Genomic DNA, 17,947 nt, shown 5'->3' with positions numbered 1-17,947 from the left:
ATCCCTCCTTATTGCTAGCGTTCAGAGCAAATGGGATTTTTGGTTCAGGAATTCCGGGGCTAAGGGAAACCATGACAAAAATCTCATAAGGCTATTGTAATAAATGGCCATGCTAATGTCAAGGTTTTTACCTTGTAAGCATCAACTTTATTTTTAGCTCATCGTCAGTAGAAGACCTGCTGCAAATAAAGGCCTTGCGGCGGGGCTGTTACACCTGCTTGCCTACGGTCACGGCCGGCCAGTATAGCGGCAAATTCAGCCTGATTAATTTTTTCCAAGCCGACATCTACCAGTGTTCCTACAAGATTGCGTACCATATGATATAAAAAACCGTTTCCCCAGAACCTAAATTCCAGCATTTGACCTTCTGTATGACAAGATGCCTCGAATATCGTTCTGACAGGATTTTTTGCGTCACCACCGGCGGCGCGAAAGGCTGAAAAATCATGAGTGCCGACTATTAATTGTGCTGCGTTGTTAATAGCTTGTACATTAAGCAGCTTAGGTATGTGCCAGGTATAGTTGCGATAGAACGGATCAGGTAGTTTATTCTGATACACGCGATAAATATAAATCTTACCCTGCGCACTAAAGCGGGCGTTGAAATCAGGCTGCATCTCTTGACCTGATAAAACAACGATATCGTCAGGCAGAATAGATCTGGCTGCTAACGGTATTCTTTCCGCCGGAATTGTTCCGGTAGTTGAGAAACTTACCACTTGGCCGTAGGCATGGACCCCGGCATCAGTCCGGCCGGCGCCTGTTATTTTAAGTTGGTGGCCAAACAGCTTGGCAAGTTTATCTTCAACTGTCTGCTGGATAGTCATGCAGTTTTTTTGACGCTGAAACCCGTGATAGTTTGTGCCGTCATAGGCAATCGTAAGTTTAAGATTGCGTACACTTGTCATATCTAACCACCATAAAACCGTAAGGCTATTAATATAATAAGCAGTACCACCAAAACCCCGCCGGCCAAATAATCGCGGCTAGTAACAGCAAGCTGCTTCATGCGTGTGCGGTTTTCGCCGCCGCGGTAGCACCGGGCTTCCATTGCGGTTGCCAGTTCATCGGCTCGCCGGAATGCGCTGATAAAAAGCGGCACTAATATTGGAACCATATTTTTCGCCCGCTTTAAGATATTGCCGGACTGGAAATCTACACCACGCGCCGATTGCGCCTTAATTATCCGCTCCGTTTCCTCTAAGAGGGTTGGGATGAACCTAAGGGCGATAGTCATCATCATAGCTAGTTCATGGGCTGGAACACCAATCTTTTTTAAAGGCCGAAGCAGCATTTCAATCCCGTCAGTAAGGGCAATGGGCGAGGTTGTGAAAGTCAGTAGCGATGAGATAATGATAAGATATATCAGCCGGGCCGACATCATCAGTCCCTGCCTTAAGCCTTCCTTGGTTATTGAAATTATCCCCCAGGCATACATTTCTGTCCCAGGTGTTGTCAGCATATGAATGCCCAGCGTAAAAGCAACAATAATCCAGAGCGGCTTAATTGATCGCAGTATCAGCTTAAAAGGAATGCGCGAAATTGCTATTGTCATAACGACAAAGGCAGTTAACACCAAGTAACCTAAATAGCTTTGGGCCAGAAAAATACTGCTGATGAAAGTTGTCGTAAGCAAAATCTTGGTACGTGGATCGAGCTTATGCAATGCTGAATTTCCAGGGTAATATTGCCCTAGTGTAATATTAGAGAGCACTAGCCTCGCCTCCTTACCGCAGTGATGATAGCCTCTGTAGCACTTTCTACCGTAAGAATATCGTCATCAACACTAAGCCCGGTTTCTTTCAACCGGCGCATAAAGGCCGTTATATTTGGAATATCAACACCGGCAGATTTAAGTTTATCCCGGCTATTTCTAAATATTTCACGCGGCGCGCCGTTGAGGCTAACTTCACCCTTATTCATTACTATCATGCGCGTAGCCAATTTTGCGACATCTTCCATATTGTGTGAGACTAACACAACAGCGATGCCAGTAGCGTTAAATAACTCCTGGATTTGCTGAAATATTTCATCGCGGCCTTTAGGATCGAGACCGGCGGAAGGCTCATCCAAAATGAGATACTCAGGGTTAAGAGCAATAACCCCGGCAATGGCTACGCGGCGCATTTGGCCGCCGCTCAAATTAAACGGTGAGCGCTTGCTGAAAGTATCAAAATCAAGCCCGACAAATTCCATAGCCTGCTGAACCCGGCGCTCTACTAAATCCTCATCAATGCCTAAATTGCGCGGGCCAAAGGCAATGTCGTCATAGACAGTTTCTTCGAACAATTGGTGTTCGGCATACTGGAATACCATCCCCACTTTACGCTTGGCCTCTCTAGCCTGCGAGGATTTTTTATTAATATCTACTCCGTCCACAGTTATAACGCCTGATGTTGGCTGTAACAGACCGTTTAAGTGCTGAACAAGCGTCGATTTTCCTGATCCTGTGTGGCCGATAATACCAACAAATTCACCTGGCTTAATTTCCAGGTTAATATTTTTAATTGCGATTCGTTCGTAGGGCGTATCAGGCATATACGTATAGGCTACGTTATCTAAAATTATCGACATAGCGCCACCGCCAATTCGTCCTCATTTACAATGCCATCAGGCAAATTGAGCCCTTGGTTTTTGAGGCGATATGCCAAATCGGCTGCTAACGGCACGTCGAGCCCCATGTTCTTTAATTCTTTAGCGTTTCTAAATACTTCATTAGGAGTGCCGCGCATCACGCCCTTGCCTTTATCCACAACTACTACCGTATCTGCTGCGGCTGCTTCTTCCATAAAATGAGTTATATAGACTATAGTCATTTTATCTTCTTTATTAAGCCGACAAACAGTAGTCAGCACCTCTTCACGGCCAACCGGATCAAGCATGGCAGTTGGCTCGTCCAAGACAAGACATTCTGGATGCATCGCAAGCGCGCCAGCAATGGCTACGCGCTGCTTTTGCCCGCCTGATAATAAATGCGGCGCATGATACCGATACTCTGTCATACCGACACTTGCCAGCGCCGTTTCTACACGCCGGCAGATTTCAGCTTGCTCAACACCTAAGTTCTCAGGTCCGAAAGCTACATCTTCCTCAACGACTGCCGCTACTATCTGATTGTCTGGGTTTTGGAAAACCATCCCTACTGTCTGTCTAATCTGCCATAGATGTTCGGCTACTGTTGTGTCCAGGCCTTTTATGCGGCACTTGCCGGCAGTGGGCAGCAAAAGGGCATTCAAATGCCTCGCCAGTGTTGATTTGCCTGACCCGTTTGTGCCAATAACTGCGACAAATTCACCTTGACTTATTGTAAGATTTATATTATCAAGTGCCTTAAACTCCCCACCTTCAGGTGTCTTGAAGGAGTGACACAAATTTTCAATACTGATAAACTCTCCCATGCGCAATACCTCATTTTAAGAGTTCTATAAATAATCTCCTATGAACCTTGAACCTTTTAACCGGAAACGGATTTATTATTTCAATTATCATAAAAAAGGCGACCACATGGCCGCCTTTTTTGCATTACACCAGTTCTAATATTGCCATAGGCGCAGCATCGCCGCGGCGTGGTCCCAGTTTTAGGATACGGGTGTAACCGCCTTGACGATCAGCATATTTAGGTGCAATTTCGTCAAATAATTTTTTTACAACTTCTTCATCCATGAGCTCTGCTAAAACTTGACGGCGAGCATGCAGATCGCCACGCTTAGCCAAGGTAATCATTTTCTCGGCAAGACCGTTGATTTCTTTGGCTTTAGCCTCGGTTGTTTCAATTCGCTCGTGTTGAAAGAAGGAAGTCAAAATGCTGCGAAACAGCGCTTTTCTTGCGCTAGTGTCACGTCCTAACTTTCTGTAGGCCATACTCTTCCCTCCCCTTACTCCTCGTATTCTGTCAGTGATAACCCAAGTTCGTGCAACTTTTTCTTGACTTCGTCAAGGGATTTGCGGCCAAGGTTACGCACTTTCATCATGTCTTCTTCTGTTCTTTGGACAAGTTCAGCGACGGTATTAATACCGGCCCGCTTCAGGCAATTATAGGAACGCACCGAGAGATCCAAATCTTCAATAGTCATTTCCATTGTTTTTGAACCGCTCTCTTCAGGCGCCTCGGTAAAGGTTCCTTCAGCGCCGTCTTCTTCCGGAGGGCTCCCGGCCATGTTTTGAAACAGCTTAAGATGAGCCACCATAATACCTGCAGCCTTACTAACTGCCTCTTCGGGTCTCATACTGCCGTCAGTCCATACTTCCAGCGTTAATTTGTCGTAATCTGTAACGTTACCGACACGCGTATCCGTAACCTGGTAATTAACTCTTAGAATGGGTGAAAAAATGGAATCGACAGGGATGACCCCGATAACATGATCAGGTCTCTTGTTCTTATCAGCCGGTACATAACCGCGGCCGCGTTCAACAGTAATTTCCATATTGAGCGTGCCGCCGTCAGCGACAGTCGCCAAATGCAGTTCGGGATTTAGAATTTCAATATCTGGCCCGGTGACTATGTCACCTGCAGTGACTTCGCCTTCGCCGGTCCACTCTACCCGTAAGACTACTGTTTCATCAGTGTATGATTTTAGGCACAATTCTTTCAAGTTCAAAATAATGTCGGTAACGTCTTCCCGAACACCCGGAATAGTGGAAAATTCGTGGAGCACGCCGTCAATCTTGACAGATGTTACAGCTGCGCCGGGCAGTAACGACAAAAGAATACGCCGCAGGCTGTTGCCCAGGGTAGTACCATAGCCGCGCTCCAAAGGCTCGCAGACAAATTTGCCGTAACGGCTGTCTTCACTTACTTCCACTACTTCGATCTTCGGTTTTTCGATTTCGATCATTCTGGAAAGACCCTCCTCTTTGCGCACTACTAAGTTACGCTATACCCACGGCTGAGGGTGTATTATCTGGAGTACAATTCAACGATAAGATGCTCTTGAATCGGGGTATCAATTTCCTCGCGGGTGGGGTAGCGCAGTACTTTACCGCTCATATCTTGCGCTGATACTTCCAGCCAGGCTGCAACAGTCTTATGACCGGCGTTTTCAGCGATTTCCTTGATTAAAGGTGACTCTTTGCTAGCTTCAGCCACAACAATGAGATCGCCTGGTTTTACCAAGTAAGACGGAATGTCTACACGACGACCGTTTACCAGGAAGTGGCCATGACGTACAAGCTGTCTGGCTTGGGTACGGCTGCCTGCAAAGCCCATTCGGAAAACTACATTGTCCAGTCTTCTTTCGAGCAGAACAAGCAGGTTCTCGCCAGCAATACCTTTTTGACGTTCAGCTTTATCAAAGTATGCACGGAATTGACGTTCCAGGATACCGTAAACACGGCGTGTTTTTTGTTTTTCTCTAAGCTGTAAGCCGTATTCAGAAACTTTCTTACGGGCTTGGCCTTGACCATGTTGGCCAGGCGCATAGCCACGTTTGGAAAATGCGCATTTATCGCTATAGCATCTATCGCCTTTTAGGTACAATTTAGCACCTTCGCGGCGGCATTGTCTACAAACAGGTCCAATATATCTTGCCATTCTCGTTAAACACCTCCCAAAATCCTATTATACTCTTCTCCGCTTAGGCGGACGGCAGCCATTATGCGGGATTGGTGTAACGTCTTTAATAAGATTTACTTCCAAACCAGCTGCTTGCAGAGATCTAATTGCGGCTTCACGACCGGATCCAGGTCCTTTTACATAAACCTCGATTTGTTTCAGGCCATGTTCCATTGCCGCTTTTGCAGCAGTTTCAGCTGCCATTTGCGCAGCAAACGGTGTGCTTTTACGCGAACCTCTGAAACCAAGTCCGCCGGCACTTGCCCATGACAGGGCATTACCTTTAGTATCGGTAATTGTAACAATTGTATTATTGAATGTTGAACGAATATGGGCTACGCCAGATTCGATATTTTTACGTTCTCTTCTTTTCGGTTTAACAACTCTTTTTGCTACCAACTTTACGTCCCTCCTTTACGCTTTATTTCTTTTTCTTACCGCCGACTGTTCTCTTCGGACCTTTACGCGTACGGGCATTGGTTTTTGTGTTCTGACCGCGTACAGGAAGGCCCATGCGGTGACGTCTTCCACGATATGAACCGATTTCGATAAGCCGCTTAATGTTAAGTGACTCTTCACGGCGCAGGTCGCCTTCGACTTTGTAATTCTTGTCGATGTACTCACGCAGTTTAGAAACTTCTTCCTCGGTTAAATCGCGAGTCCGCGTATCAGGATTGATCCCGGTAGCAGCTAATATTTGCTTTGAAAAAGTAAGGCCGATACCAAAAATATATGTCAAAGCGATTTCAATTCGTTTATCACGAGGTAAATCTACCCCGGCAATACGTGCCATCTATTGTCCACCCCCCTAATCTCTAGCCTTGTCTTTGCTTATGTTTGGGATTCTCGCAAATTACCATTATATTTCCTTTGCGCTTAATTACCTTGCATTTCTCACAAATGGGCTTGACCGAAGGTCTCACTTTCATTTGCTATGCCCTCCTTTTTGTGATGCGGCTCCTCAGCTGCCGCAAGTAGCTATTTGAAACGGTAGGTAATACGGCCGCGCTTTAAGTCATATGGCGTAAGTTCTATAGTGACTTTATCGCCAGGTAAAATGCGAATGAAATTCATGCGGATTTTACCTGAAACATGCGCCAGTACGACGTGCCCGTTTTCCAGCTCTACCTGGAACATTGCATTGGGCAGAGCCTCGATAACCGTACCTTCAACCTCGATTACGTCTTGTTTGGACACGAGTATCTCCCTCCTCGTCCGCTTCTCACATATTATCCGGTGCACACAAAGATGTGATGGTGCGGCGAATGTCTTCGTCAGTCACCTGAGCGCCGGTTTTCAGCGTTTCCGCCACATCTTTTGCAATAGAATTTAGAACATTTATATGCCGGATATTCTTCTTCTTGGGTTTGGCAGCACTGCGTTCTTTGCCGTCAGTGAGCAAAACATAGTTTGGTTCGATAAAACCGATAACCATATAGATATGGTCGGTGTCTCGCCCGGCGACGCTTTTAACAAGCTGGCCAATCTCTATTCTCCGTAACGACACTGATGTGCCTCCTACAACTTGGTCAAAATCTCCGGCTTATCACCTGTAATGGCAATGGTATGTTCAAAGTGGGCTGAACGTTTGCCATCAAGTGTAACAACTGTCCAGTTATCACTCAGCGTTTTTACCTCATGTGTGCCCAGGTTTATCATCGGCTCTATTGCAAGTGTCATACCGGATTTTAAGCGTGGGCCGCGACCGGGATTCCCGTAGTTGGGTACCTGAGGATCTTCATGCATACTCCGGCCGATGCCGTGCCCGACATAGTCGCGCACAACACCAAAACCAAACTTTTCGGAGTACGTCTGAATTGCATGGGATATGTCATATAGACGATTGCCGGCAATAGCTTTTTCAATTCCCTGATAAAGTGACTGTTCGGTAACATCTAACAGTTTTTGAACTTCATCATCAATCTGGCCGACGCCGACAGTAATTGCCGCATCACCATTATAGCCATTTATAAGTGCGCCAACGTCAATACTAACATTATCTCCATTTTTTAACTTTCTTAGTCCTGGGATACCATGAACGACCTCTTCATTTACAGAAGCGCAGATACTCCCTGGGAAACCGTTGTATCCTTTAAAAGTAGGAACAGCGCCACGTTTCGTTATATATTCTTCGGCGATTCTATCCAGTTCCAGTGTTGTTACTTCCGGTTTAACCGCTTTCTTAAGTTCCGCCAAAGTTTCAGCTACGATTTTACCCGCATCACGCATATAAGAAATTTCCCTGTCTGACTTAAGGATTATCATACTTACGCGCCTCGCAGACTACCAATAATATCTTCCAATACTTTTTCAATTGGCTGGCGTCCGTCGATTTCGGTGTAAAGACCTTTATCTTGGTAGTAGTTAATTAACGGTTCTGTCTGAGCGCTATAGACATCCAAACGCTTTTTGACCGTATCTTCCCGATCATCATCACGCTGATAAATTTCGCCGCCGCACTTGTCACATTTGCCTTCAATACTTGATCTATTGAAAACAACATGGTAAGTTGCGCCGCAGGCCTTACAGATTCGCCGTCCGGTTATCCGACTTATTAAATCTTCAGCCGGAACAGTGATGTTAATAACCCGGTCAAGGGTTATGTCAAGGTCTGTGAGCGTAATGCTAAGAGCATCTGCCTGCTCGGCAGTACGGGGAAAACCGTCTAAAATAAAACCTGCTTTGCAGTCTGGTTTAGCCAGGCGCTCTTTTACAATCCCGATAGTTACTTCATCAGGTACGAGCTGCCCGGCATCCATGAATGCTTTGGCCTTCTTACCCAGTTCAGTCTGATCCTTGACTGCTGCTCGAAACATATCACCAGTCGAAATGTGGGGAATGTTAAACCTTTTTACTAATTCAGCCGCCTGAGTGCCTTTTCCGGCCCCAGGAGGCCCCATCAGTAGGATATACATGACAGCTAACCTCCCTATTTCATAAAGCCTTGATAGTGCCTCATCAATACGAGTGCTTCTATTTGTTTCATAGTATCAAGGGCCACGCCTACCACAATTAACAGGGCGGTGCCGCCAAAATATACCCCTTGAATGTTAGTTGCCCACGCAACAAAGTTTGGCAATATCGCAATCAGCGCCAGGAATATTGCACCGGCAAGGGTAATTCTGGTCATAACGCGGTCCAAATAATCGGCGGTTGGTTTACCGGGCCGGAGACCTGGAATGAAACCACCGTGCTTTTTCATGTTCTCTGCCATATCCGATATGTTTAAGGTAACCGCAGTATAGAAGTAAGTGAAGAAGATAATAAAGAGCGCATACAGAGATGTCTGCAGCGGTGTTCCCCACTCAAACCAGCCTGCCACCGTTTTTACCCAGGACACATCAATAAACTGGGCAATAGTTACCGGAAACATTAGCACGGATGACGCAAAGATTATCGGAATAACACCCGCTTGATTGACTTTAAGCGGAATATGGGTGGAATGACCACCATACATTTTACGGCCAACAACGCGTTTCGCATATTGAACAGGAATACGGCGCTGACCTTGTTGGATAGCAATTACGAAAACAATCATCGCTACCGCAATTATCGTGAACAGTAAAACATTAAACCAACTAATCGTACCTGCTGAAACGTATTGATAAATCTTATAAATACCGCTTGGCAGGCTCGATACGATACCGGCGAAAATGATAAGTGAAATACCGTTGCCGATACCTTTCTCTGTAATTTGTTCGCCTAACCACATCAAGAATGTAGTTCCGGCCGTCAAAGATAAAGCAATTAGCAGATATGAGCCAATGCTCGGATTAATAACAGCTACTTTTAACCCTAAAGCCATACCTATCGCCTGAATAAAACCTAGCAACACTGTGCCATAGCGGGTGATCTGGGTAATCTTCTTTCGCCCTTCTTCGCCTTCTTTGGCCCACTGCTCAAACTTCGGTACTACAACCGTTAAAAGCTGCATGATAATAGAAGCATTGATATAGGGCGTAATACTCATTGCGAATATTGAAAACTTGCTCAGCGCACCGCCGGAGAACAAATCTAAGAGGCCAAACAAGTTGCCTGAGGTGAAGAGTTGTTCAATTACTGCGGCGTTTACCCCAGGGACGGGGATATGGGTACCGAACCTGAATACTACGAACATAGCCAGGGTGAATATAACCTTTTGTCTGAGCTCAGTTATCTTGAGTATGTTGGACAGGGCTGAAAGCACCTAGATCACCTCAACTTTTCCGCCCGCAGCTGTAATTTTCTCAACTGCCGACTTGGTGAAACCGTTAGCTATTACGGTTACAGATTTAGTCAGTTCGCCATTACCCAATATACGTACACCGTCAAGCACGTTTTTTAAGATTCCGGCTTCAATAAGCGCAACCGGATCGATAACAGCGCCGTCTTCAAAACGGTTAAGCTGCTCTACGTTAACTTCAGCATATTCTTTGGCATGTATATTAGTAAAACCGCGTTTAGGAAGTCTGCGGTAAAGTGGCATTTGGCCGCCTTCAAATCCTGGACGAACCCCACCACCTGCACGAGCATTTTGACCTTTATGACCTTTGCCTGCAGTTTTGCCAAGACCAGATCCTATTCCCCGGCCAACGCGAGTACGAACTTTCTTCGAACCGGGTGCTGGAGCTAAATCGTGTAATTTCATAGTAGCACCTCCTTACTAGTCTTGTACTTCTTCTACCTTAACCAGATGTTCTACTTTACGAATCATACCCCGGATTACGGGAGTATCATCTTGTACAACTGAACTATTTGTTTTTCCTAAACCCAAAGCCTTTACAGTAGCACGCTGGTCTTCAGGTCTGCCGATCAGGCTTCTGGTAAGGGTGATTTTGAATTTTGCCATGATGTTACCTCCTTAGCCCAAAAGTTCCTGAACAGTTTTACCACGAAGTGCAGCAACCTCTTCAGCCCGTTTCAGCTGTTCCAGACCTTTGAAAGTAGCGCGCACCATGTTGTTAGCATTTGATGATCCTAAGGATTTAGTCAGAATGTCGTGAATACCTGCAAGCTCAAGTACGGCACGAACAGGACCGCCTGCTATAACACCAGTACCTTCTGAGGCCGGCTTCAAGAGCACTTTGCCTGCGCCGAAAATGCCGGTAATTTCGTGAGGAATAGTAGTTCCAACAATAGGAATCTTAATAAGATTCTTCTTAGCATCTTCAACACCTTTTCTGATAGCTTCAGGAACTTCAGATGCTTTGCCTAAACCGTAGCCGACATGACCATTTTCATCACCAACAACCACTAAAGCGCTGAATGAGAAACGGCGTCCGCCTTTTACAACCTTTGCAACTCTATTAATAAATACAACTTTTTCTTTAAGTTCAAGAGTTGAGTAATCAATTCTGGCCATTACCTTACCTCCTTTTCCTAGAATTTCAGCCCTGCTTCACGTGCTGCTTCTGCAAGCTGAGCTACGCGACCATGGTAGATATATCCGCCGCGGTCAAATACTACTTGATTGATTCCTTTTGCCAATGCCCGTTTAGCGATAGCCTCGCCAACGACCTTAGCTGCTTCGATATTTCCACCGTATTCAACGGATTCACGAATGTCTTTATCCATTGTGCTGGCTGCTACAAGCGTAGTGCCTGACACATCGTCGATAATTTGCGCATAGATGTTGCTTAAGCTGCGAAATACATTCAGGCGTGGTCTTTCAGCAGTGCCAACGACTTTACGGCGCATTCTGTAATGACGCTTTTGGCGTGCTGCGTTCTTGTTATCCTTACGAAGCAAGGTATTCACTCCTTTCGCTTAAATCTTACTTCTTACCTTTACCGCCGGCTTTACCAACTTTGCGGCGAACGCGTTCGCCCTCGTATCTAACACCTTTACCTTTATAAGGTTCCGGTTCTCTAAAGCCACGAACTTGAGCGGCCAATTGCCCAACAACTTCTTTATCGATACCCGATATAACGATTTTGTTGGGAGCTGGAACGTCAATTGTGACACCTGCGGGCGGTACAACTTCAACCGGATGTGAAAAACCAAGAGTCAATCCGAGTTTAGTACCTTGTTTAGCTGCCCTGTAACCTACGCCAACGATTTCCAACGTCTTTTTAAAACCTTCAGTTACTCCGACAACCATGTTTGATATTAATGTACGGGTTAAACCGTGCAGTGATCTGTGTTCTTTTTCATCGGAAGGCCGTTTCACAAGGATAGTGTTATCTTCAATTTCAATAATCATTTCCTTGGGAAGTTCACGAGTTAGCTCGCCTTTAGGGCCTTTAACCGATAGCACATTGCCATCCAGCTTTACTGTTACACCAGCAGGGATAGCAATCGGCATCCTACCAATTCTCGACATATGTGCACCTCCTAGCTCAAAAAAGTCAACTTACCAAACGTAGGCCATTACTTCGCCGCCAAGACCCTCTTTACGAGCTTGCTTGTCAGTCATGATTCCTTTCGAAGTCGAAATGATGGCAACTCCAAGACCACCAAGTACGCGAGGAATTTGATCATTCTTTGCATACACACGAAGTCCCGGTTTGGAAATACGCTTAATGCCTGTGATTACTTTTTCACGATTGGGTCCATATTTTAAAGATATCCGCAATACACCCTGCTTATCGTCTTTAATTAATTCGTAATCTTTGATAAAGCCTTCATGTTTCAACATTTCAGCAACAGCCTGCTTAATTTTAGAGGCCGGTATTTCTACTTTATCGTGATAAACCGAATTAGCATTGCGAATACGGGTTAGCATATCAGCAATTGGGTCGGTCATTACCATTGAACATACCTCCTTCCTGTTTCTACCAGCTAGCTTTGGTAACCCCTGGTATGGCACCTTTGTAGCTCAGTTCTCTAAAGCAAATACGGCACATTTCGAATTTACGAAGATAGCCATGCGGACGTCCGCAAACTTTACATCTATTGTAACGACGTACTTTAAACTTCGGTTCTTTGGCCCATTTTTGAATCATTGCCTTTTTGGCCACAACTGTCCCTCCTTTACGCGCTGAATGGCATTCCCATAAGTTTCAGTAATTCGCGAGCCTCTTCATCGGTTTTCGCATTGGTAACGATGATGATATCCATACCACGAATTTTATCGATTTTATCATAATCGATTTCAGGGAATATCAGTTGCTCTTTTACCCCTAAAGTATAGTTGCCGCGACCGTCAAATGCACGCGGGCTTACGCCACGGAAGTCGCGTACACGGGGCAGCGCAATGTTGAACAGCTTATCAAGGAAAAAGTACATGCGCTCTCCGCGCAGGGTAACTTTCGCCCCAATCGGCATACCTTCACGAATCTTAAATGCTGCAATCGACTTCTTCGCGCGGGTTATAACAGGCTTTTGACCAGAGATTTGGGTCATGTCAGCTACTGCGGCGTCAAGCACTTTCGGGTTGCCGACAGCTTCACCCACGCCCATGTTCAGAACGACTTTTTCAATCTTAGGGATTTCCATTACGTTTGCGTAGCCAAACTTTTTCATTAAAGCAGGAGCTACTTCATTTAGATATTTTTCTTTTAATCTGTCCATGCGGTAGTTACCTCCTTTCCGCGCGATTATTTATCTTTATCAACGATTTCGCCACAGTGTTTGCAAGTTCTAGCCATTGCTCCGCTAGCCAGAGGAGTCTTCTTAATACGGGTTGGCTTATTGCACTCTGGGCACACCAGCATAACTTTAGCCGAGTTAATCGGCGCTTCTTTTACGATGATGCCGCCTTGAGGAACTGACTGGCTTGGTTTGGTATGACGTTTTACTTTGTTAACGCCTTCAACGACAACTTTGCCTTTCTTGGGCATAGCTTCGATAACTTTGCCTTTTTTGCCTTTATCCTTACCGGATAAAACAACTACATTGTCGCCCTTCTTAACATGCAGTTTATTAACTAGCATTCCGGACACCTCCTACCTTAGATTACTTCCGGTGCCAGCGAGATAATCTTCATATAGTCTTTTTCACGCAGTTCTCTCGCTACTGGCCCAAATATACGTGTACCGCGGGGGCTTTTATCTTCTTTAATAATTACTGCAGCATTCTCGTCGAAACGGATATATGAACCGTCCGGACGGCGTAGACCCTTGCGGGAACGAACGACTACTGCTTTAATTACGTCGCCTTTCTTGACCACGCCACCGGGTGTTGCACTTTTAACAGAAGCTACGATGACATCTCCGATGTTGGCATATCTGCGGAACGAACCGCCCAATACCCGTATGCACATAATTTCTTTAGCACCAGTATTGTCAGCAACTTTCAGCATTGACTGCTGTTGGATCATTCTTATCCCTCCTTTGTAGCCGATCCAGTCCTATTTTGCTCTTTCAAGAATCTCCACGACTCTCCAGCGCTTATCTTTAGACAGCGGACGAGTTTCCATAATTTCAACAGTGTCGCCCTCACGACATTCATTCTGCTCATCATGGGCTTTAAACTTAACAGTATTCTTTATAGACTTGTTATACAGCGGATGACGTACGAGACGCTCTACAGCTACAACAACCGTCTTTTCCATTTTATTGCTAACCACTTTACCTATACGGGTTTTACGCTCATTTCTTTCGCTCACGTCCTATTTGCCTCCTTCCGTTCTTACTATCTTTTATCCTAAGAACGAATATTACGCCTTGCGGCTTTTCAGTTCCTGCTCACGCTGGATAGTCTTTACGCGGGCAATGGTCTTTTTGACTTCTTTGATCCGCATTGGATTTTCCAGTTGGCCGGTAGCAAGCTGGAATCTGAGGTTAAATAACTCGTCTTTGAGTCCAACAAGCTTTTGTGCAAGCTCGCTTGCGCTCATATCGCGAATGTCTTTAGCCTTCATTTACTTCACCACCCACTTTATCTTGCGCCGCAACTGTTTGTTCCTTAGTAACAAACTTGGTTTTGATCGGAAGTTTGTGAGCGGCAAGTCTCATAGCTTCTCTAGCTAGTTCTTCGCTTACTCCATCCATTTCGAACATAACGCGGCCTGGCTTAACTACAGCTACCCAGTATTCGGGTGATCCTTTACCGCTACCCATACGAGTTTCGGCAGGTTTTGCAGTAACCGGCTTATCAGGGAATATTTTAATCCAGACTTTACCGCCACGTTTGATATAACGAGTCATAGCAATACGGGCTGCCTCAATCTGGCGGTTTGTAATCCAAGCTGGCTCTAATGCGACAAGACCGAATTCGCCATGCGATACGGTATTGCCTCGATTAGCTTTGCCTTTCATACGTCCACGAAACTGTTTACGGTGTTTTACTCTTTTCGGCAGTAGCATTACTTTTCGCTCCCTTCCACGGCAGCAGCGGTTTTCTTCGCTTCAGGCAGAACCTCACCCTTATAGATCCAAACTTTTACACCGATACGGCCGTAGGTGGTGTGAGCTTCAGCAGTGCCATAATCAATGTCGGCTCTTAAAGTGTGAAGAGGAATACTTCCTTCGCGATAGCTTTCGGAACGGGCAATTTCAGCTCCGCCCAAACGACCGCCGACCATTACTTTAATTCCTTTAGCGCCCATTCTCATGGTACGGCTAACGGATTGTTTCATCGCCCGACGGAAAGCAATACGTCTTTCCAATTGAGATGCGATATTTTCAGCAACCAGGGTTGCATCTAGTTCAGCTTGTTTTACTTCAACGATATTTATATCAATATGCTTATCTGAAAGTTTTTTCAAACCGGCTTTAAGTGCTTCAATACCTGAGCCGCCGCGGCCGATTACCATACCAGGCTTAGCAGTATGGATATTAATTTTAACGCGATTAGCAGCCCGCTCTATTTCAACTTTAGAAATACCGGATGTGAAAAGCTTTGCTTTAATATATTTACGGAGTTTTAAGTCTTCATGCAGATTTGCTGCATAGTCTTTGTCAGCATACCACTTGGCATCCCATGTTTTAATAATACCAAGACGCAGACCATGCGGATTAACTTTTTGACCCACTTTTGTTTCCCTCCTTCACCAGTTATCTTTCTTTTACAACAAGGGTTACGTGACTGGTGCGCTTTAAAATTTTAAATGCTTGGCCACGTGACCGAGGATGAATGCGCTTAAGTGTCGGTCCTTGGTCAACATATGCAGCAGCAACATAAAGTTTGTCAGCATTCATGTCATAATTATGCTCTGCATTGGCTACCGCCGATTTAAGCACTTTTTCTAAAACTTCAGACGCAACTTTCGGCGTATGTTTCAAAATAGCAAATGCTTCTCCGATATTCTTACCGCGGATAAGATCAATAACAATACGGACTTTGCGCGGTGCAATGCGGATGTGTCTAGCAACTGCTTTGGCTTCCATATATTAGCCTCCTTTCAGCGACTATCTCAGTGAGGTGGATCTTTCTGATCCGCTGTGACCTTTATAGGTACGGGTCGGTGCAAATTCGCCCAATTTGTGTCCTACCATGTCTTCGGTAATATATACCGGTACATGTTTACGTCCGTCGTGAACGGCAACTGTATGACCAACAAAGCTGGGGAGAATTGTCGAGCTGCGGGACCAGGTCTTAATAACTTTCTTCTCATTCTTTTCGTTCATGGCTTCTATCTTTTTAAGCAAGCTTTCATGCACATAAGGTCCTTTTTTAATTGATCTGGACACTGTACAGCCTCCCTTCGATCATTGCTTATTTTAAGCCGCCATTATTTCAGGCCGGCTTAAATAAACAATTACTTTTTATTACGGCGTTTAACAATAAGCTTATCTGAAGCTTTTTTCTTACGGGTTTTAGCCCCCATAGCAACTTTACCCCAAGGAGTAACAGGATGTTTACGACCGACAGGTGAACGACCTTCACCACCGCCATGCGGATGGTCAATCGGGTTCATAGATACACCGCGGTTTGCAGGACGAACGCCCAACCAACGTGCACGACCGGCTTTGCCGATAGTGATGTTTTCATGCTCCAGATTGCCAACTTGGCCGATTGTAGCTTTACAGTTTACATGAACTTTGCGAAGTTCACCGGAAGGCAGTCTAAGAAGTGCATAATCGCCTTCTTTTGCCATCAACTGAGCGCCAGCACCGGCCGAACGAACCATTTGGCCGCCTTTGCCGATTTTCATCTCAATGTTATGAAGCAATGTACCAACCGGAATGTTTTTAAGCTGCAGAGCGTTGCCGACTTTAATATCAGCCTCTGGACCACTCATAACGGTGGTTCCTACTTTTAGTCCTTCCGGAGCTAAAATATAACGTTTTTCACCATCAGCATAATTTAAAAGGGCAATCCGAGCAGAACGGTTAGGATCATACTCGATAGTGGCAACTTTTGCGGGAATACCGTCTTTGTTTCTTTTAAAATCAATAATTCTATACAGACGCTTATGACCACCGCCTTGATGGCGTACAGTCATGCGGCCCTGCTGATTCCGTCCGCCATGCTTTTGAAGTCTTTCAACAAGCGAGCGTTCAGGTTTATCAGTAGTAATTTCGTCGAAACTAGCTACTGTCATGAATCTTCGGCCAGCAGAATACGGCTTGAAGCTTTTTACTGCCATAAGAGCTCCTCCTTCTTCTCTAATTTAAGGCTACACACCTTCAAAGAACTCAATACGTTCGCCGGGAGCCAGTTTAACAATGGCTTTTTTATAGTCCGGACGCTTGCCTTGGGTACGGCCCATGCGCTTGGTCTTGCCCATAACCCGAATAGTGTTAACGTCGAGAACTTTTACTTTGAAAACTTGTTCTACCGCTTGACGAATCTCAACCTTGTTAGCTTTGAGCGGAACTACAAAAGTATATTTGTTATCCTCCATCAAGCTAGCGGTTCTTTCAGTAATAAGCGGACGAATCAGTACGTCACGTGGATTTTCCATTATGCAAGCACCTCCTCAATTCTGGAGATTGCATCTTTTGTAATGAAGATTTTATCATGATACAAAAGATCATATACGTTCAGACCAGCGGAAGTAGTTGCTTTAACCCCAGGAATGTTGCGAGATGATTTCTCAACATTTTCAAGTGTTTCAGCGGTAACAATTAAAGCTTTGTTATCAGCTGCATCAAAATCAGCCATCATTTTAACCACATTTTTTGTTTTAGGAGCGTCGAAGTCGATATTTTCAACAACAAACATTTCTCCACCTTCAACTTTTGCGGTTAAAGCCGATTTAAGAGCCAAACGGCGAACCTTACGCGGCATGCTGAATGCATACGAACGGGGCTGCGGTCCGAATATCGTACCACCACCTACCCATAATGGTGAACGAATGCTGCCTGCACGAGCACGGCCAGTGCCTTTTTGTCTCCAAGGCTTTCTGCCACCGCCGCGAACAAAACCTCTTGTCTTAGTTGCAGCTGTGCCTTGACGTTGGTTTGCAAGCTGCATAACAACTGCTTGATGCAGTACAGCTTCATTTACTTCTACGCCAAAAACGTTATCATTTAACTCCATTTCACCGGATTTTTTACCGGTGATATCATATACTGCTACTTTCGGCAT

At 45.3% G+C, this 17,947-nt stretch carries 34 protein-coding genes; all 34 read right to left on the bottom strand.

The genetic code is table 11. The features are described from left to right. Positions 1-164: 164 nt before the first annotated feature. Positions 165-908: a tRNA pseudouridine(38-40) synthase TruA gene (gene truA / locus GX348_07155; protein ID NLP41960.1), complete on the bottom strand. Its 744-nt coding sequence runs from the start codon at positions 906-908 to the stop codon at positions 165-167. Positions 909-910: 2 nt separating this feature from the next. After that, entirely contained in the window at positions 911-1,714 is an 804-nt protein-coding gene (locus GX348_07150; GenBank protein ID NLP41959.1) for an energy-coupling factor transporter transmembrane protein EcfT, read from the bottom strand. Continuing rightward, positions 1,714-2,574 carry an energy-coupling factor transporter ATPase gene (locus GX348_07145; protein ID NLP41958.1) on the bottom strand — a complete coding sequence of 287 codons (861 nt, stop codon included), beginning with the start codon at positions 2,572-2,574 and terminating at the stop codon, positions 1,714-1,716. Before GX348_07145 ends, GX348_07150 begins: the two co-directional genes overlap by 1 nt. Next, positions 2,565-3,398 (bottom strand): energy-coupling factor transporter ATPase, encoded by an 834-nt coding sequence (locus GX348_07140; protein ID NLP41957.1) that lies wholly within the window; start codon positions 3,396-3,398, stop codon positions 2,565-2,567. The genes GX348_07145 and GX348_07140 overlap by 10 nt, the downstream gene beginning before the upstream one ends. A 124-nt stretch (positions 3,399-3,522) precedes the next feature. After that, a complete protein-coding gene (rplQ, locus tag GX348_07135) occupies positions 3,523-3,861 on the bottom strand; it encodes a 50S ribosomal protein L17 (GenBank protein ID NLP41956.1) in 339 nt (112 codons plus the stop codon). Positions 3,862-3,875: 14 nt separating this feature from the next. Beyond that, entirely contained in the window at positions 3,876-4,835 is a 960-nt protein-coding gene (locus tag GX348_07130) for a DNA-directed RNA polymerase subunit alpha (protein ID NLP41955.1), read from the bottom strand. 62 nt (positions 4,836-4,897) lie between these two features. Further along, positions 4,898-5,530, bottom strand: a complete 633-nt coding sequence (gene rpsD / locus GX348_07125; GenBank protein NLP41954.1) for a 30S ribosomal protein S4 — start codon at positions 5,528-5,530, stop codon at positions 4,898-4,900. A gap of 27 nt (positions 5,531-5,557) precedes the next feature. Next, positions 5,558-5,950, bottom strand: a complete 393-nt coding sequence (gene rpsK, locus GX348_07120) for a 30S ribosomal protein S11 (GenBank protein ID NLP41953.1) — start codon at positions 5,948-5,950, stop codon at positions 5,558-5,560. Between the two features lie 22 nt (positions 5,951-5,972). Continuing rightward, complete coding sequence (gene rpsM / locus GX348_07115; GenBank protein NLP41952.1) at positions 5,973-6,344, bottom strand: 30S ribosomal protein S13; 372 nt, start codon at positions 6,342-6,344, stop codon at positions 5,973-5,975. Between the two features lie 22 nt (positions 6,345-6,366). Beyond that, a complete protein-coding gene (rpmJ, locus tag GX348_07110) occupies positions 6,367-6,480 on the bottom strand; it encodes a 50S ribosomal protein L36 (protein NLP41951.1) in 114 nt (37 codons plus the stop codon). Positions 6,481-6,529: 49 nt separating this feature from the next. Beyond that, a complete protein-coding gene (infA, locus tag GX348_07105) occupies positions 6,530-6,748 on the bottom strand; it encodes a translation initiation factor IF-1 (protein ID NLP41950.1) in 219 nt (72 codons plus the stop codon). 25 nt (positions 6,749-6,773) lie between these two features. Beyond that, a complete protein-coding gene (locus GX348_07100) occupies positions 6,774-7,058 on the bottom strand; it encodes a 50S ribosomal protein L14 (GenBank protein NLP41949.1) in 285 nt (94 codons plus the stop codon). Positions 7,059-7,069: 11 nt separating this feature from the next. Then, a complete protein-coding gene (map, locus tag GX348_07095) occupies positions 7,070-7,816 on the bottom strand; it encodes a type I methionyl aminopeptidase (GenBank protein ID NLP41948.1) in 747 nt (248 codons plus the stop codon). Positions 7,817-7,818: 2 nt separating this feature from the next. Then, positions 7,819-8,466, bottom strand: coding sequence for an adenylate kinase (locus tag GX348_07090; GenBank protein ID NLP41947.1), 648 nt, complete (start codon positions 8,464-8,466; stop codon positions 7,819-7,821). Positions 8,467-8,480: 14 nt separating this feature from the next. Beyond that, on the bottom strand, positions 8,481-9,737 hold the full coding sequence (gene secY, locus GX348_07085; protein NLP41946.1) for a preprotein translocase subunit SecY: 1,257 nt from the start codon (positions 9,735-9,737) through the stop codon (positions 8,481-8,483). Next, positions 9,738-10,178, bottom strand: a complete 441-nt coding sequence (rplO, locus tag GX348_07080; protein ID NLP41945.1) for a 50S ribosomal protein L15 — start codon at positions 10,176-10,178, stop codon at positions 9,738-9,740. A 15-nt stretch (positions 10,179-10,193) separates the two neighbouring features. After that, entirely contained in the window at positions 10,194-10,379 is a 186-nt protein-coding gene (gene rpmD / locus GX348_07075; protein NLP41944.1) for a 50S ribosomal protein L30, read from the bottom strand. Positions 10,380-10,391: 12 nt separating this feature from the next. Next, positions 10,392-10,892: a 30S ribosomal protein S5 gene (rpsE, locus tag GX348_07070; GenBank protein NLP41943.1), complete on the bottom strand. Its 501-nt coding sequence runs from the start codon at positions 10,890-10,892 to the stop codon at positions 10,392-10,394. A gap of 17 nt (positions 10,893-10,909) precedes the next feature. Then, positions 10,910-11,278 (bottom strand): 50S ribosomal protein L18, encoded by a 369-nt coding sequence (gene rplR, locus GX348_07065; protein ID NLP41942.1) that lies wholly within the window; start codon positions 11,276-11,278, stop codon positions 10,910-10,912. Between the two features lie 25 nt (positions 11,279-11,303). After that, complete coding sequence (gene rplF, locus GX348_07060; protein NLP41941.1) at positions 11,304-11,852, bottom strand: 50S ribosomal protein L6; 549 nt, start codon at positions 11,850-11,852, stop codon at positions 11,304-11,306. Positions 11,853-11,882: 30 nt separating this feature from the next. Next, positions 11,883-12,281, bottom strand: a complete 399-nt coding sequence (rpsH, locus tag GX348_07055; GenBank protein NLP41940.1) for a 30S ribosomal protein S8 — start codon at positions 12,279-12,281, stop codon at positions 11,883-11,885. Between the two features lie 22 nt (positions 12,282-12,303). Continuing rightward, entirely contained in the window at positions 12,304-12,489 is a 186-nt protein-coding gene (locus GX348_07050) for a type Z 30S ribosomal protein S14 (GenBank protein ID NLP41939.1), read from the bottom strand. Between the two features lie 13 nt (positions 12,490-12,502). After that, entirely contained in the window at positions 12,503-13,042 is a 540-nt protein-coding gene (gene rplE, locus GX348_07045; protein NLP41938.1) for a 50S ribosomal protein L5, read from the bottom strand. A gap of 26 nt (positions 13,043-13,068) precedes the next feature. Then, the gene (locus GX348_07040; GenBank protein NLP41937.1) at positions 13,069-13,404 is read right to left on the bottom strand and encodes a 50S ribosomal protein L24; all 336 of its coding nucleotides are present in this window, start codon (positions 13,402-13,404) and stop codon (positions 13,069-13,071) included. 17 nt (positions 13,405-13,421) lie between these two features. Next, positions 13,422-13,790: a 50S ribosomal protein L14 gene (gene rplN, locus GX348_07035; GenBank protein NLP41936.1), complete on the bottom strand. Its 369-nt coding sequence runs from the start codon at positions 13,788-13,790 to the stop codon at positions 13,422-13,424. Between the two features lie 30 nt (positions 13,791-13,820). Beyond that, the gene (rpsQ, locus tag GX348_07030; GenBank protein ID NLP41935.1) at positions 13,821-14,078 is read right to left on the bottom strand and encodes a 30S ribosomal protein S17; all 258 of its coding nucleotides are present in this window, start codon (positions 14,076-14,078) and stop codon (positions 13,821-13,823) included. Between the two features lie 51 nt (positions 14,079-14,129). Further along, complete coding sequence (gene rpmC, locus GX348_07025; protein NLP41934.1) at positions 14,130-14,333, bottom strand: 50S ribosomal protein L29; 204 nt, start codon at positions 14,331-14,333, stop codon at positions 14,130-14,132. After that, entirely contained in the window at positions 14,323-14,778 is a 456-nt protein-coding gene (gene rplP / locus GX348_07020) for a 50S ribosomal protein L16 (protein ID NLP41933.1), read from the bottom strand. Before rplP ends, rpmC begins: the two co-directional genes overlap by 11 nt. Further along, positions 14,778-15,446 carry a 30S ribosomal protein S3 gene (gene rpsC, locus GX348_07015; GenBank protein ID NLP41932.1) on the bottom strand — a complete coding sequence of 223 codons (669 nt, stop codon included), beginning with the start codon at positions 15,444-15,446 and terminating at the stop codon, positions 14,778-14,780. Before rpsC ends, rplP begins: the two co-directional genes overlap by 1 nt. 22 nt (positions 15,447-15,468) lie before the next feature. Then, positions 15,469-15,801, bottom strand: a complete 333-nt coding sequence (rplV, locus tag GX348_07010) for a 50S ribosomal protein L22 (protein NLP41931.1) — start codon at positions 15,799-15,801, stop codon at positions 15,469-15,471. A 21-nt stretch (positions 15,802-15,822) separates the two neighbouring features. Then, positions 15,823-16,104, bottom strand: a complete 282-nt coding sequence (rpsS, locus tag GX348_07005) for a 30S ribosomal protein S19 (protein ID NLP41930.1) — start codon at positions 16,102-16,104, stop codon at positions 15,823-15,825. A gap of 68 nt (positions 16,105-16,172) precedes the next feature. Then, on the bottom strand, positions 16,173-17,003 hold the full coding sequence (gene rplB, locus GX348_07000) for a 50S ribosomal protein L2 (protein NLP41929.1): 831 nt from the start codon (positions 17,001-17,003) through the stop codon (positions 16,173-16,175). Positions 17,004-17,033: 30 nt separating this feature from the next. Then, positions 17,034-17,321 (bottom strand): 50S ribosomal protein L23, encoded by a 288-nt coding sequence (gene rplW, locus GX348_06995; protein NLP41928.1) that lies wholly within the window; start codon positions 17,319-17,321, stop codon positions 17,034-17,036. Beyond that, positions 17,321-17,947, bottom strand: coding sequence for a 50S ribosomal protein L4 (gene rplD / locus GX348_06990; GenBank protein NLP41927.1), 627 nt, complete (start codon positions 17,945-17,947; stop codon positions 17,321-17,323). The genes rplW and rplD overlap by 1 nt, the downstream gene beginning before the upstream one ends.

Source organism: Veillonellaceae bacterium (assembly GCA_012523975.1).
GTDB lineage: Bacteria > Bacillota > Negativicutes > JAAYSF01 > JAAYSF01 > JAAYSF01.
The sequence above is the reverse complement of the archived record's forward strand: the minus strand, read 5'-3'. Positions and strand labels throughout refer to the sequence as shown.